16 protein-coding genes are annotated in these 15,088 nt (G+C 58.9%); 5 read left to right on the forward strand and 11 right to left on the reverse strand.

Annotated elements, in window-relative coordinates:
• Positions 1 to 44: 44 nt before the first annotated feature.
• The 5 genes from ccrA (at position 45) to V8J85_RS11235 (ending at position 5,468) form a co-directional block, all read left to right on the forward strand.
• Positions 45 to 1,337, forward strand: coding sequence for a crotonyl-CoA carboxylase/reductase (gene ccrA, locus V8J85_RS11215; RefSeq protein ID WP_339953821.1), 1,293 nt, complete (start codon positions 45 to 47; stop codon positions 1,335 to 1,337).
• Positions 1,338 to 1,664: 327 nt separating this feature from the next.
• The gene (locus tag V8J85_RS11220; RefSeq protein ID WP_339953822.1) at positions 1,665 to 2,453 is read left to right on the forward strand and encodes a helix-turn-helix transcriptional regulator; all 789 of its coding nucleotides are present in this window, start codon (positions 1,665 to 1,667) and stop codon (positions 2,451 to 2,453) included.
• A gap of 104 nt (positions 2,454 to 2,557) precedes the next feature.
• A complete protein-coding gene (locus V8J85_RS11225) occupies positions 2,558 to 3,193 on the forward strand; it encodes an acyl-homoserine-lactone synthase (RefSeq protein WP_339953823.1) in 636 nt (211 codons plus the stop codon).
• 41 nt (positions 3,194 to 3,234) lie between these two features.
• A complete protein-coding gene (locus V8J85_RS11230) occupies positions 3,235 to 4,761 on the forward strand; it encodes an ATP-dependent DNA helicase (RefSeq protein ID WP_339953824.1) in 1,527 nt (508 codons plus the stop codon).
• Positions 4,758 to 5,468, forward strand: coding sequence for an SDR family oxidoreductase (locus V8J85_RS11235; RefSeq protein ID WP_339953825.1), 711 nt, complete (start codon positions 4,758 to 4,760; stop codon positions 5,466 to 5,468). The genes V8J85_RS11230 and V8J85_RS11235 overlap by 4 nt, the downstream gene beginning before the upstream one ends.
• On the opposite strand, the gene V8J85_RS11240 is transcribed toward V8J85_RS11235, so the two are convergent.
• From V8J85_RS11240 to V8J85_RS11290, 11 genes are all read right to left on the reverse strand, one after another.
• A complete protein-coding gene (locus V8J85_RS11240; protein ID WP_339953826.1) occupies positions 5,465 to 6,214 on the reverse strand; it encodes a TIGR02186 family protein in 750 nt (249 codons plus the stop codon). The genes V8J85_RS11235 and V8J85_RS11240 overlap by 4 nt on opposite strands.
• Positions 6,211 to 7,131: a sulfite exporter TauE/SafE family protein gene (locus V8J85_RS11245; RefSeq protein WP_339953827.1), complete on the reverse strand. Its 921-nt coding sequence runs from the start codon at positions 7,129 to 7,131 to the stop codon at positions 6,211 to 6,213. Before V8J85_RS11245 ends, V8J85_RS11240 begins: the two co-directional genes overlap by 4 nt.
• 135 nt (positions 7,132 to 7,266) lie before the next feature.
• Positions 7,267 to 8,073, reverse strand: coding sequence for a purine-nucleoside phosphorylase (locus V8J85_RS11250; protein ID WP_339953828.1), 807 nt, complete (start codon positions 8,071 to 8,073; stop codon positions 7,267 to 7,269).
• Positions 8,057 to 9,025: an ABC transporter permease gene (locus tag V8J85_RS11255; protein ID WP_339953829.1), complete on the reverse strand. Its 969-nt coding sequence runs from the start codon at positions 9,023 to 9,025 to the stop codon at positions 8,057 to 8,059. The genes V8J85_RS11250 and V8J85_RS11255 overlap by 17 nt, the downstream gene beginning before the upstream one ends.
• A complete protein-coding gene (locus V8J85_RS11260) occupies positions 9,026 to 9,451 on the reverse strand; it encodes a hypothetical protein (protein ID WP_339953830.1) in 426 nt (141 codons plus the stop codon).
• 2 nt (positions 9,452 to 9,453) lie between these two features.
• Complete coding sequence (locus V8J85_RS11265; RefSeq protein WP_339953831.1) at positions 9,454 to 10,608, reverse strand: ABC transporter permease; 1,155 nt, start codon at positions 10,606 to 10,608, stop codon at positions 9,454 to 9,456.
• A 3-nt stretch (positions 10,609 to 10,611) separates the two neighbouring features.
• Complete coding sequence (locus V8J85_RS11270) at positions 10,612 to 12,216, reverse strand: ABC transporter ATP-binding protein (RefSeq protein ID WP_339953832.1); 1,605 nt, start codon at positions 12,214 to 12,216, stop codon at positions 10,612 to 10,614.
• A gap of 79 nt (positions 12,217 to 12,295) precedes the next feature.
• Positions 12,296 to 13,291 carry a BMP family lipoprotein gene (locus tag V8J85_RS11275; RefSeq protein WP_339953833.1) on the reverse strand — a complete coding sequence of 332 codons (996 nt, stop codon included), beginning with the start codon at positions 13,289 to 13,291 and terminating at the stop codon, positions 12,296 to 12,298.
• Between the two features lie 165 nt (positions 13,292 to 13,456).
• A complete protein-coding gene (locus tag V8J85_RS11280; protein WP_339953834.1) occupies positions 13,457 to 13,879 on the reverse strand; it encodes a GNAT family N-acetyltransferase in 423 nt (140 codons plus the stop codon).
• Positions 13,876 to 14,457 carry a tRNA (adenosine(37)-N6)-threonylcarbamoyltransferase complex dimerization subunit type 1 TsaB gene (gene tsaB / locus V8J85_RS11285; RefSeq protein ID WP_339953835.1) on the reverse strand — a complete coding sequence of 194 codons (582 nt, stop codon included), beginning with the start codon at positions 14,455 to 14,457 and terminating at the stop codon, positions 13,876 to 13,878. The genes V8J85_RS11280 and tsaB overlap by 4 nt, the downstream gene beginning before the upstream one ends.
• Positions 14,447 to 15,010: a NifU family protein gene (locus tag V8J85_RS11290; protein WP_339953836.1), complete on the reverse strand. Its 564-nt coding sequence runs from the start codon at positions 15,008 to 15,010 to the stop codon at positions 14,447 to 14,449. Before V8J85_RS11290 ends, tsaB begins: the two co-directional genes overlap by 11 nt.
• Positions 15,011 to 15,088 lie beyond the last annotated feature (78 nt).

The following is a 15,088-nucleotide window of genomic DNA, read 5'->3' on the forward strand; positions in this document are numbered from 1 at the left end:
CTGCGGTGCGGCAAATGATGGGAACTCAAGCGATGGAGACTGCAATGGCCCTTGACCAATCCTCCCCCGCGGCAAGCTATAACGCCCCGCAAAAAGACCTGTATGATGTGGGCGAAATGCCGCCCTTGGGCCATGTGCCTGCGCAAATGCACGCCTGGACGATCCGGCGCGAGCGTCACGGTGAGCCTGATCAGGCATTCGCGCAAGAGGTCGTGGATTGCCCCAAGCCCGACAGCAATGAAGTGCTGGTTTTGGTCATGGCCGCCGGTGTGAATTACAACGGCGTCTGGGCGGGCCTTGGCGTGCCGATCAGCCCGTTTGACGTGCATGGCGCCGACTATCATATTGCTGGTTCCGATGCGTCCGGCATCGTCTGGGCCGTGGGCGACAAGGTCAAGCGCTGGAAGGTCGGCGATGAGGTTGTCATTCACTGCAACCAGGATGACGGCGATGATGAGCACTGCAATGGCGGTGATCCGATGTATTCGCCAAGCCAGCGGATCTGGGGGTATGAAACGCCCGATGGTTCCTTCGCGCAGTTCACTTGCGTGCAGTCCCAGCAGCTGATGCCGCGCCCGCAGCACCTAGCGTGGGAAGAGGCGGCATGCTATACGCTGACGCTTGCCACGGCCTACCGGATGCTGTTTGGCCATCACCCGCATGAATTGAAGCCGGGCCAGAATGTGCTGGTCTGGGGCGCTTCGGGCGGTCTGGGGTCCTATGCGATCCAGTTGATCAATACGGCAGGTGCCAATGCCATTGGCGTGATCTCGGACGAGGACAAGCGCGAGTTTGTCATGAGCCTGGGTGCCAAGGGCGTGCTGAACCGGAAGGATTTCAACTGCTGGGGACAGATGCCAACGGTAAACACGCCCGAATACAAGGAATGGTTCGGCGAGGTCCGCAAGTTCGGCAAGGCGATCTGGGATATCACCGGCAAGGGCAACAATGTCGATATGGTGTTCGAACATCCTGGTGAGGCGACGTTCCCGGTGTCGACCTTTGTGGTGAAGCGTGGCGGGATGGTCGTAATCTGTGCGGGTACGACCGGTTATAATCTGACCATGGACGCTCGTTACATGTGGATGCACCAAAAGCGTTTGCAGGGCAGCCATTTCGCCAACCTGCGTCAGGCGAGTGCTGCCAATGACCTGATGTTGGAGCAGCGGCTGGACCCTTGCATGTCGGAATGCCTGACCTGGGCCGAGATTCCGGATGCCCACACCAAGATGCGTAAGAACGAGCACAAGCCGGGGAACATGTCGGTTTTGGTGCAGGCGCCCAAACTTGGGCTGCGCACGTTCGAGGATACTTTGGAGGCGTCGCTGTCACGGTGAGCCTGATTAATCCATGACATACAAGGGGCCTGGCATGCGCCGGGCCTTTTGTTTTTGCCTCCCCAGAATTGGGGAGTTTGCGCACCTTGCGAAGTATTTCATCATCGAAATGCCACTATGGGTTGTTAACACTTCGTTAATCGTAAATAGAGAGACTAGTAATGGGACATGAATGGATCATCGACGTTCTTGCCGATCTGAAATCCTTTGCGAAACAGAATGATCTGCCACTTTTGGCAGCTCAGCTGGACGATGCGGCACTTGTCGCGTCGGCAGAGGTTAGGGCCGTGGGTGATAGTCCGTGTCAAATGACCCGGAGTACGCATATTGGAGCTCGACCAATTCTTACAAGCGCTGGAGCAAGCAGACGCGCTTGAACAAATCCAAGGCCTGATCGTCGGGCTGCGTGATCATTATGAGATCGACCATGTGGTCTATCACTGGATCAGCGCCGACGGGGAGCAATATGGATTTGGCACCTATGATCCGGCTTGGGCGCAGCACTATAGCGACAAGGATTATCTGCGTGTCGATCCGGTGATCACCGGATGTTTCCAACGATTCCACCCCACCGATTGGCGGAGGCTGGATTGGTCATCGAAAGCGGCTGCGCTGTTTCGTGAGGATGCGATTGCCTATGGGGTCGGAAATCAGGGGTATTCAATCCCGATCCGGGGGCCGAACGGTCAGTTGGCGCTGTTCACCGCATCGCATTCCACTGATGACGACACCTGGACCAAGATCACGACAGAGCATCAACGAGACTGGATCCTGATCGCCCATTATCTGAACCAGAAGGCGCTGGATATCGAGAACGATCGCAGACCCGAACCGCTGGTTCGGTCACTTTCCCCGCGTGAGGTGGATGCGTTGACATATCTCGCCATGGGTTATGGCCGTGGACAGGTCGCCGATCTGCTGAGCATTTCGGAACATACCCTGCGCGCCTACATCGAAAGCGCCCGGTTCAAACTGGGCGCAATGAATACAACACACGCCGTCGCGCGGGCCGTCAGTGAGGGGTTGATCGTTGTCGGTGGCGCAGCCCGGGCCGCCGCGGGTGGCTGGCCAGGCCGTGATACGGGCGATATCATCACCAAATCAGCCGCGCGTTAAGAACCTTAAGATTTGGCTAACACCCCGAGCGCTGTATTAACCAATGAAGCGTCCGCCCGCCGTAGTTTTCCTTTCGTCGGTAATCGGTACGAAAGGGTGCAACCATGCTGCGATATATCTATGCCAATCAACTGTCTGACTATCCTGTCCTGCAGGACAGCATGCATCGCGATCGTGCGGTGCAGTTTTCCGAACGTTTGAAGTGGGCCGTGACGGTCGACGAAAACGGCTGGGAAAAGGATGAATATGACGCGATGAACCCGCTTTATGTCATTTGGGGAAATGCCGACGGCACCCATGGCGGGTCGATGCGGTTCCTGCCCACGACCGAGCGGACGATGGTCAATGATCATTTCTCGGAATTGCTAAATGGGCAGGATATTCGCAGCCCGTTCATCTGGGAATGTACACGGTTCTGTCTGGGCCAGAAGTCCAGCCCGCGCGTTGCCGCGGCGATGATGCTGGCGGGGGGTGAGTTGATGCGCGCCTTTTCGTTGACCCATTTGCTGGGTGTGTTCGACCCGCGCATGGTGCGCATTTATTCCATGATCGGCGCGTCGCCCGAGGTGTTGGGCAGCGCGGGTGAGGGGCGTGACAAGATCAGCGTGGGTTTGTGGCCGTACCGCCCGGAGGATCGTATTCGGGTGCTGCGCAAGGCCGGTTTGTCGTCCGAGATTTCGGAGCACTGGTTCAATCGGTCTTTCGGTCAGACCGTACAAGAACTACAGCAAGTGGCCTAAACCCGCTGGTCGTGCCGGGGCGGTGCGGATAGTGTCGCCCCATGAACGCGCCCACCATTACATTTTCCGAAGATCAGGCGGCGGCATGGGATAATGTCGCCGTTGCTTTGCGCCAATCCGGCGTTGATCTGGATGATAGCCTGCTGCAACCGCCGCAGAGCGAGGCGACATCGGTCATGGCCGTGATCGGCAAGGCAGGATCGGGCAAGACGATGCTGCTGGCCAAACTGTACGAAGCGCTGGATGAGGCTGGTGTCGACGTGATTTCGGGCGATTGGGAGGGGCGCAAACGGAAGGATCGCCGGACATTGGCTATTCTGGCCCCGACGAATAAGGCGGCCAGTGTTTTGCGAAATCGGGGCGTGCCCGCCACGACGATCCATCGCATTCTTTACACGCCGGTTTATGACCCCGAATACGAAAAGGTCGCCGAATGGCTCGCCGGACAAGGCGACCGGCCCGAGATTGAAGGGCTGACCGATCTGGCGCTGGATCGCGCGCATGCGTCGTATCAGGCGAACAAGTCGGTTCCCGCGGCTTTGGCGGCGGCTGGTCTGCGCGGTAGTGATTTCATCACCGGTTGGAAACGACGGGAAGAGCCGTTGGATATCGGCTTTGTCGATGAAAGCTCCATGCTGGATGAGAAGCAGTTCGAGGACCTGCAAGAGATTTTTCCGACGCTTTTGCTGTTCGGCGACCCGGCCCAGTTGCCGCCGGTGCAATCGACCGGCGGGATGGTGTTCGAAAGCCTGCCCGCCCCACGCGTGTTGGAGTTACAGCGCATCCACCGGCAGGATGCCGACAACCCGATCCTTGATCTGGCCCATGCGCTGGCTGATCCACAGTTGGATTTCTACGGGTTCGAACGGATGGTCGAGGATGCGGCCCGCAACGATGATCGTGTTGTTATGGCGCAGCGGGTCGAGGCGGATTTGATGGCCCGCTCCCCCTGTCTCGTCTGGCGCAACGCGACGCGCATCCGTCTGATTCATGCCTTTCGTGCCGCCTTTGGCGCGCCGCCGGACGAATTGTTGTCGGGTGAGCCGCTGATTTGCGACGGGATCGAATTGCCACTAAAGCATCGCAAGCGGCGGCTTGATCTTGAGGCGAAGGGCCTGATCAAGGGCGCGCAGGTGATCTATTTGGGGCCGGGCAAGCGCCCCGGATTCTCTAAGCTACATGTCATGGGCGCAGAGGACCCGCGCGTCGGTGTGGCGAGCATCGTCAAGATCGAACAGGAGGGCGAGGCAGAGCCTTTCATCCCCTTCGCCGCCCGCATGGGCGCGACCTTTCTGCATGGGGCGGCTGTGACGATCCACAAGGCGCAGGGATCGCAATGGGATACGGTGCAGGTCTTTGCGCCCGATATCTACGCAGCCTCGCGCATGGGGCGGGTCGAGGCAGGTCAGCCGCTGTGGAAGCGGCTGGCGTATGTTGCCATCACACGGGCGGAAACGCAGCTGCGTTGGGTCGTGCGGAACCGGTTGGCCAAGCCACAGACGGCGTTGCGGGTGGATGATCTGGATGTACCTGCCGCACCGCTGACGTTGGAAAGCGAAGAGATATGAAAAGCATCATGATCACTGGCGCCAGCAGCGGGATCGGGCGGATTACGGTAGAGCATTTTCTGGCACAGGGTTGGCGTGTGGGTCTGATCGCACGACGGGCGGATGATTTGGCGAAGATCGAACACGAAAATGCGCAGGCCCTTCCCTGCGACGTGACCGATGAAGCGGCTGTTGGCGCGGCCTTTGATGCCTTTGGCCATCTGGATGTGCTGTTCAACAATGCGGGGATGTTCGGTCCGCAGACGACGATCGACCAAATCGCTTTGGGCGATTGGCAGCAAGTCGTCGACGTGAATCTGACCGGTATGTTCCTATGTGCCCGCGCCGCGTTCCGCCAGATGCGCGCGCAGGATCCGCAAGGTGGACGGATCATCAACAATGGTTCGATTTCCGCGCATACCCCGCGCGAAGGATCGACCTGCTATACGACGACCAAACATGCGGTTTCGGGGCTGACCAAGACGTTGTCACTGGATGGCCGTGCCTTCAATATCGCCTGTGGTCAGATCGATATCGGGAATGCACGGACGGATATGGTGGTTGATCTTGAGAAAGCGCGGGCGGCACATGGACTTGAACCGTTGCCGACGATGGCGGTCGAAGATGTGGCGCAGTCCGTCTATCACATGGCATCATTGCCGGCCGAGGCGAATGTACAGTCGATGATGGTGATGGCGACGACGATGCCGCATATCGGACGAGGCTAGCGGCGCAATAAGCTGAATGCGGCAGAGGCGATCCAACCGGCGCTGATCGCGATCGCGATCGACATAAGCCCATACAGAAATGCGCTTTCGTGGGCCAGATTATACAGCCACCGCTCTAGCCCGACTTTCTGCACGGGGATCGTGGTGAGGTATTCGTCGATGACCCGTCCGTTACGGGTCAAAAAAATACGCGCCTTGTATTCGCCTTCGGTCAGGTTGGCCGGAAGCGTGATGGCGGTACGAAAAAGAGTCTCTTCTTCCAGATCAACGGCGCCTTCCAGCACTTGGTAAAGGTCCTGCCCTGCCCGGATGCGGATCAGGGCGCGGGTAAAGACCAGACTGTCATTGACGCCGGTGCCGACAGCCCGGATGGCGCGGCGGGTCGTGATACGATAGCGCAAATCTTCGACATCGCGCAGCACGTCTTCTATCTGCGCCGTTGTCGCGACCGCATAGAACGATGGGGCCGCATCGACCTCGATGCTGTCTGTATTGACCCAGATGCCGGCGCGTCGATCCTTGCGTCGCACTGTGACCGGTGTGTCGGGTCCGGCGACGGTGACGATCACGCCCAGTTCGCTATTGTCGGGGATCGGTTCTTCGCGTCGGATCGCGCCGAAGATCAGGATTTCGGAGCCTTCGAATGTCGCTGTGATGGCCACGCGATCGCGACTAAGGCCCAGAACAATTTCTTCGGCGTTCGCCGGGACTGCGAGTAGCAGGAACAGGACAAGAAGGCGGATCATGTATGGCCACCAGTGCCGAGTGTGTAAAGTTCGGAGGGTTCGACCAGCAGGTCGAAGGCCAGCTTGCCACAGACCGCGAGAACCATGAGCGCAAGTAGAATCCGGAGTTGCTCGGCCTTCATCTTGACGCCGATGCGCGTCCCGATCTGTGCGCCGATGACGCCGCCGACAAGGAGAAGAACGGCGAGGACGACATCCACGGTGTAATTGGTTGTCGCGTGCAGCATCGTCGTGAACGCGGTCACGAAAATGATCTGGAACAGCGATGTGCCGACGACAACCTTGGTCGGCATGCCCAGAAGATAGATCATCGCGGGCACCATGATGAAACCACCGCCGACCCCCATGATCGCGGCGAGGACACCGACGAGAACGCCGACGAGCAGCGGTGGGATGACCGAGATGTAAAGGCCCGAGACCCGGAATTTCACTTTGAACGGCAGGTTGTGGACCCAATTATGCTTGCGCCGTGTGGGCACCTTACCGCCATTTTTCCTTGAATTGCGGATCGCCCTGAGGCTTTCGAGGAACATCAGACCACCAATGATCCCAAGGAAGACCACATAGCAAAGCTGCACCAGCAATTCGACCTGGCCCAGCGATTTGAGGTAGTTGAAAAGTATGATGCCAAGCGCAGAGCCGATCAGGCCGCCAATCAACAGGACCGTCCCCATCTTGAGGTCGACGGTCTTTCGTTTGAGGTGCGCGAGCACGCCGGAAAAAGACGAGGCGACGATCTGGTTCGCTTCGGTCGCCACGGCCACTGCTGGTGGGATGCCGATAAAGAACAGAAGCGGCGTCATCAAGAAACCACCACCCACGCCGAACATGCCCGAAAGAACACCCACGATTCCGCCAAGTCCGAGTAACAGGAAAGCATTCACCGAAACTTCGGCGATGGGGAGGTAAATCTGCATGAACTGATCCGTGGCGCTTGTGCCAGTGGCGGCACAAAAAACCTTTCGGGTGGTTCTGTCAAATGATCGCTGCCGATTCATGCTGCATACGCAGCATTTCAGCCCGTTGGTCTTATCGGTGTCGTAAAATTGGCCTTATGTCTGCGCCTTCAAAAAGCCCCGCAATACCTTTTCCAGCTTGGCCGCGCCAATCGGTGCCATAGCTTTGGTATGGCTGTGGCTGATCGACTCATCGCTCATCCCCGCGGCCATGTTGGTGATCGTCGAAATTGCGGCGGCTTTCAGCCCCAAGAACCGGGCCAGAATGACCTCGGGAACGGTGGACATGCCGACCGCATCCGCACCCAGCGTCGCGATGGCTTTGATTTCCGCAGGGGTTTCGAACGAGGGGCCAGAGTACCAAGCGTAGACACCGTCGGCCATGTTGGTGTCGGTCGCTTTGGCGGCCTTGTGAAGTGCCGCGCGCAGGTCAGTGTCGTAGGCATCAGTCATTGGGACAAACCTTGCGTCGGTCGGTTCGCCGATCAATGGGTTGAGACCGGAAAAGTTGATATGGTCCGACAGGCACATGATCGACCCGGTTGGCATATCGGGGCGTAGCGAACCGGCGGCATTGGTGGCGATCATGGTGTCGGCGCCAAGTTCCTTTAGCACTTCCAGCGGCAGCCGCATCGCCTCGGCCTTGCCATTCTCGTAGTAGTGTGAACGTCCGCCAAAGACCGCCACGCGGACGCCTTCGAGATCACCGACGACGAGTTTCGGATTATGCCCCGAGACCCCCGCATGCGGGAAACCGGGGAGGTCGTCGTAGGGGATCGCGACCCCATCCACCGTATCGGCGATGTGGCCAAGGCCAGAGCCGAGGATCAGCCCGACCTTGACCGGGTCCTTGCCCGCGGCGCCCTGGATCTGGGCGGCAAGCGTTTCAGCGTTCTTTGACATATGGTTCGCCACCCGCCCTTGGGGGGATCGCCTTGCCCACGAAACCGGCGAGGATCACGACGGTCAGGATGTACGGCAATACGTCCAGTAACTGACCGTTGACCCGGAAATTGAGCACGCCCTCGATCACGTCGGGGCGGAGTGACATCGCCTGCAGGAAGCCGAACAGCAGGCAGGCGTAAAGTGCATACCAAGGCCGCCACTTGGCGAAGATCAGGGCCGCCAGTGCGATAAAGCCGCGCCCGGCACTCATGTCCTTGACGAAGCCCGCTTGTAATGCGGTGGACAGATACGCGCCTGCGATACCGCACAGCACACCACAGATGGCGACGGCGGTATAACGCAGAAAGACGACCGACACGCCCGCCGTGTCCACCGCCGCCGGGTTTTCGCCGACGGCACGTAGCCGGAGGCCAAAACGTGTGCGGAACAGTACCCACCATGTCAGTGGGACCATGAGCAGGGCCACGTAGACCAATGGTGTGTGACCGGAAATCAGTTCGTAGTAGATGGGGCCGATGAACGGCACATCGCGCAGGGTTTCCGCGAACGGCAGGGTAATCGGATTGAACCGTCCACCTCCCGATAGCTGCGGGGTCCGCCCACCTTGGCGGAACCAGCTTTGGGCAATGACGACCGTCAGCCCCGCAGCGAGAAAGTTGATCGCCACGCCGGATATCAGTTGATTGCCCCGGAACGTGATCGACGCCAGCCCATGTACGATGGATAGGAGCATTGACGCGCCGATCCCCGCCATTAGGCCCAGCCATACGCTGCCCGAAACGGCAGCGATTGCTGCCGACAGGAACGCCGCCGCCAGCATCTTCCCCTCCAGCCCGATATCAAAGATACCGGCCCGCTCGGAATACAGACCTGCAAGGCAAGCCAGCAAAAGCGGGGTCGCCAGACGCACTGTGGCGTCCAGCATTTGCAGAAGGGTGGCGAAATCCATCTAGGCGACTTTCTCCATCAAGAACGGGAACAAGTTGAAAAACCGGTCGGCCACTTCGGGGTGACGCCGCAGGGCGTTTTCCGCCTCGGCCTGCGAAATCTCGACTGCTTGCGTCCGGTCTTTGCGCAGGAAGAATTGCAAGCCCAGCATCGCATCAAACCGGTCATCGGTGATAAACGGATCATGTGGGATGCGCTTCATCACGGCCTGATTGGGCCTGAACACGCTGGCCGGTTTCTGCAGCGCCAACAGCGCAACCAGATGTGGCGGCACGTCGCCGCCCGGGGTCTGGTCGATCACATGGTGGATCCACTGGTGAAACTCTTCCATCGAGATCATGCCCAGTGCCAAACAACTGAGCACAAAGCCCAGATCGGCACCGGTGTCATCCTCGACACCGATTTTGTATTGTCCTGCCATTTTCATTATTATGCTCTCCTCATTTTCAGGAAAAGCCGCTCGAGCGGCATGCGCACCATGTTATCCAGTGCGCCCGTGAACAGGATCACCAATGCCTGTATTACGATGATCAGTTCCCGGGGGATCGACGTCCATAGGGCGAGTTCTGCGCCGCCTTGATATAGAAAGCCGAAAAGAAGGGCCGCGAGAAACACCCCAAAGGGATGGCTGCGCCCCATCAGTGCGACGGCGATGCCGATAAAGCCCGCCCCCTCCACTGCGTTCAGGACCAGCCGTTCGGCCTCGCCCTGGACGTTATTGATGGCCATCATGCCGGCCAACGCACCCGAGATCAGCATGGCAATCATGATGATCTTGGTGCTGTTGATGCCAGCATATTTGGCCGCCGATTCCGACTGGCCGAATGACCGAATTTCAAAACCCAGCCGCGTGCGCCAGATCAATGCCCAAAGGGCAAGGCAGGCGGCGACGGCCACGAAAAAGGTGATGTTGGCGGGTGCGCCGCGGAACAGCGCGGCTTCGCCAAAGCTGAACATGTCCTGAAACGACGGCAGATGCGTCGCTTCGGGGAACTTGGCTGAGGCAGGCTCCATCGAGCCGGGGACCTTCAGCGCCCCGATCAGAAAGTAGTTGAGAAGTGCGGCAGCGATGAAGTTGAACATGATCGTGGTGATCACGATGTGGCTGCCCCGCTTGGCCTGAAGGTATGCGGGGATCGCCGCCCATGCAGCGCCAAACAATGCGGCACCCAGCGTTGCTGCGACCAAAGCAATGGTCCAGTGTGGCCATGCAATAGAGAAACCGTAGCAAACACCAGTGTCTGACACTCTGGGAAGCCAGTCCAAACAAAAATAGAAATTGCCCAAACAAATAAACGCCACGCCCAAGCCACCTAGTAGAGCTTGACCTTCGCCGCCGATATTGAACAACCGCGCGTGAAAGGCGATGGACACGGCCAGGCCGGTAAAGATGAAGTTGGTGGCATAGTAAAGCGTGTAGCCCCAGCCATAGGTCGACCCCAGTGCGCCCGATACCATCAGTTTCAGCGCTTCCCATGGATTTTCACCAATGGCCAGGATCACAAGTGCGGACAGGATCGCGGCCAACAGGATCGAAATCAGGGGTATCAGGACGACATCGGCCCATTTTGGCATCACATCCATGCCTCAGACCTCCTTGCTCGCGTCGCCGTGAGCATGGGCCAGATTGGCCTCCACCGCTTCGTGCAGTGGACCTTTCGGCTCGGTTGTCATGCCTGCCATCAGCAACCCAAGCTCTTTTTCGTCCGTTTGTTCAGGCATTCGTTCGCCCATCATTTTTCCGTCGAACATAACGGCGATGCGGTCCGAGAGCGACAAAATTTCCTCTAACTCCACAGAAACTAACAAGATTGCCTTGCCCTGATCCCTAAGTGCAACAATCTGCTGGTGGATAAATTCGATGGCGCCGATGTCCACACCGCGTGTTGGTTGACCGATAAGAAGCAGGTCAGGGTTCCGCTCAATCTCGCGCGCGAGCACGATTTTCTGCTGGTTTCCGCCCGAGAAATTCTTGGCCGCGAGTTTCGGATCAGGCGGGCGCACGTCGAAGCGCGCCATCTTTTCTTCGGTGTCCTTACGGATCGCCGCATTGTCCATGAAGAGACTTGAGCGCTGGTACTCGTCGGCATGGTGGTAGCCAAAGGCCGTGTTTTCCCATGCGTGGAAGTCCATGATCAGCCCTTCGCGCTGCCGGTCCTCGGGCACGTGGGCGATGCCGCGCAGGCGGCGGGATTGGCCATCCGATTTGGCGCCGGTCAGGTCGATATCTTCACCGTTCACCTTCACTGATCCCGTGGCGGTCTGATACCCGCCAAGCACCTCTAGCAATTCCGATTGCCCGTTACCCGCTACGCCTGCGATCCCGAGGATTTCGCCGGCATGGACGTCGAAACTGATACCTTTCAGCCGATGCACGCCCTTGCTGTCCGTTACGTTGAGGTCGCGGACTTCAAGGATTTTGCGGCCCGGTTGCGCGGGGGCTTTATCAACCCGTAGCAAGACTTTGCGGCCAACCATCAGTTCGGCGAGTTCCGCTGGGCTGGTGTCGGACGTCTTCACCGTCGCGGTCATCTCACCGCGTCGCATGACGCTGACGGTGTCCGTAATCTCCATGATTTCGCGCAGTTTGTGCGTGATCAGGATGATCGTTTTGCCTTCGCGCCGCAGGTTTTCAAGAATGCGGAAGAGGTGATCGGCCTCTGCCGGGGTCAGCACGCCGGTGGGTTCGTCCAGGATCAGGATATCGGCCTTGCGATAGAGCGCCTTGAGGATTTCGACGCGCTGCTGCATCCCAACGCCGACCTCTTCGATGAGGGCGTCGGGATCGACGTTCAGTTCATATTCTTCGGCAAGGCTTTTGAGTTCGCGTCGCGCACGGGCGAGCGACGGGCGCAATAGACCGCTGTCCTCGGCCCCGAGAACGACATTCTCGAGCACCGTGAAATTCTCGACCAGTTTGAAGTGCTGGAATACCATTCCGATGCCAGCCGCGATGGCAGCTTGGCTATCGGGGATTGCAGTTTTGCGACCTTGGATAAAGATTTCACCCTTATCCGCCTTATAAAACCCGTACAAAATCGACATCAGCGTCGATTTGCCCGCCCCGTTCTCGCCGATGATCCCGTGGATCGTGCCGGGCATGACACGGATCGAGATATCCTTGTTGGCTTGCACCGGGCCGAACGCTTTGGAAATCCCTTTGAGTTCGATGGCGGGGGCTTGATCGGTCATGGCGGAACCCTGTCAGATGTGCAAAAGGCCGCGCGGATTGCTCTGCGCGGCCTTGGATCGTTTTGGCCGTTGGGCTGATTTAGAAGCTCAGCGCCGGGCAGCTTTCGTCGCTGGTATAGTCGTGGACCGCGAGCGTGCCATCGGCCATCTCAGCGGCGGCTGCATCAACAGCTGCCTTCATTTCTTCGCTGACCAATTCTGCGTTGTGTTCATCAAGCGCGTAACCCACGCCTTCATTCGCCACACCCATGACGTTGAAGCCGACCTCAAGATCCTCGCCCTGCGACATCGCCTCGTAAACGGCATTGTCGACGCGCTTCAGCATGGATGTCAGCACCTCACCCGGATGCAGGTAGTTCTGGTTGGCGTCCACACCGATGGACAGGATGTCTTCGTCCGCAGCTGTCTGCAGCACACCAACACCAGTCCCACCAGCCGCGGCAAAGACAACGTCAGAGCCTTGGCTGATTTGCGCCAGCGTCAACTCGGAACCCTTCACAGGGTCGTTCCAAGCGGCAGGCGTCGTTCCGGTCATGTTGGCAATGACGGTCGCATCAGGGTTCACCGCCTTCGCACCCTGCGCATAGCCGCAGGCGAATTTGCGGATGAGGGGAATGTCCATCCCACCGATAAAGGATACGGTCCCGGACTCGGATGCCATCGCAGCCATCATGCCGACAAGGTACGATCCTTCGTGTTCGTTGAACACGACAGACCGCACGTTGGGGGCCTCGACCACCATATCGATGATCGTAAACTTCGTATCAGGATAGTCAGCCGCGACTTCGGCCAGCGGTGTTGCCCATGAAAAACCTGCCATCACGATGGGATTCGCGCCGGATTCGGCAAAACGGCGGATCGCTTGTTCGCGCTGCGCATCAGACTGGATTTCCACCTCGGCATACGATCCACCGGTCTCTTCGGCCCAGCGTTCAGCCCCGTTATAGGCGCTTTCGTTGAAGGATTTGTCGAATTTCCCGCCCAGATCGAACAGAATGGCAGGGTCGGCAGCAGCGGCACCGGCAGTCAGTGCCAGCGCGGCGGAAGCGCCGAGGAATTTGTGCATGAGGGTCATTGTCGTCTCCCAGGTCGTTGAACTCGGGGTGATCTGTGACCTATCTGACCACCCCCTTGATACCCAAACCGGTCGTTGCCGGTTCATCACAAGATAAGGCCCGTCAATGGGGTGAAGATCAACCGGTTTTTACGTGTTGTGACGTGAAGACGCCGGGATTGCCGCCTAAATTGACGTCGAAAGCGCTTTACGCAAGATAATCGCGGCGACTGCCTTTTCAGGACTGCGGCGATAGTAACCTGGGCGACGGCCCACCTGAGCATAACCCGTGCGGTGATAGAGGGCGCGGGCTGGCGTGTTATCCTCGGCGACCTCGAGAAACATATTCAGCGCGCCAAGTCGCCTTGCAGCCTGTTCTGCCGCAGCAAGGGTCTTTGCCCCACGCCCGGCGCGCTGGTAATCTGGCGATGTGGTAATGGTCAACAACTCGGCTTCATCAAGCGTGACCCGGATGAGCGCGAAGCTGCGCGTGTTGCCGATCAAATTAACACCCGGTTGGTCCAAAAGGCTGGCAAAGGCAGCCTCGTCCCAGGCACCATGCTTGGCAAAGGCCGCCTTGTGAACCCGTGCCAACCCGGCCGGTGTCATGGCACGATGATCGGCGCGGGGTCGCGCGGCGGGGCAGCATCAGCGCTGCGGATGTAAAGGGGTGCAGGGCGCGGATTGTCTTTACCAATGCGCGATGCGGCGATGCGGGCCACCGCGGTGATCAAGGTTGCTGCAGGAATGGGCGCCGGCAAAGTCGCTTGCGGAACGATTTTGGGCGCTGCCGCACCGCCATCCGCGTGCAGCGATTGAACGTAAGCCTGCCCGCGCGGCGCGGGGATTGTCACTGTGGTCGGCCGCTGTAGGCCATGGGCGCGGGCTGCAAAGCCATCCACACCAATCGCCTGTTTTCCCAGCCCAAGCGCTAGCCCCCGCGCAGCGGATACGGCGATGCGGATCCCCGTAAAGTTACCCGGTCCCGTGCCGACACCAATACCATACAGATCATGCCAACCGATCCCCGCATCGCGCAACATCTCTTCCAGCATGGGCATCAGATGTTCGGCTTGACCTTTCGCCATCTCATCCACGCGGGTCGTGATCTGATCCCCCAACAGCAAAGCGGCGGCGCAATGCGCCGCCGATGTGTCGAATGCAATGAGTTTCTGGTCAGGCTGCAACGGGCCGGACCTCGACCACCTCGGGAATGTAGTGGCGCAGCAGGTTTTCGATCCCCATCTTCAGGGTCAATGTTGACGACGGACAGCCGGCGCAGGCGCCCTGCATGTGGAGGTAGACGATGCCGCGATCGAAGCCGTGGAATGTGATATCGCCGCCATCCTGTGCGACAGCGGGGCGCACCCGCGTATCAAGCAATTCCTTGATTTGATTGACGATTTCGCCATCCTCACCAGTATGTTCGGCATGGCCGCTGGCGGGTTGGGCGTCACCGGTCATTACCGGTTGGCCTGATTGATAATGCTCCATGATCGCGCCAAGGATGCCGGGTTTGATATGATCCCACTCGACGTCATCCGCCTTGGTCACGGTGACGAAATCGATCCCGAAAAATACGCCGGTCACACCGCCCGCCGCAAAGATGCGCTGGGCAAGGGGCGAGGTGCTTGCTGCTTCGGCATTCGGAAAATCTGCCGTGCCCGCATCAAGCACGCTTTGACCGGGCAGGAATTTCAGGGTGGCCGGGTTTGGTGTCGATTCCGTCTGAATGAACATGGTGAGGCCCCTTTTTCGTTAGGCTTCTGATATGCGCCTCGGCCTGCGCCAAGTCAAGGTTTAGAACGGTTCTAATGT

The sequence above is a fragment of the Yoonia sp. 2307UL14-13 genome (assembly GCF_037572755.1).
Classification (GTDB): domain Bacteria; phylum Pseudomonadota; class Alphaproteobacteria; order Rhodobacterales; family Rhodobacteraceae; genus Yoonia.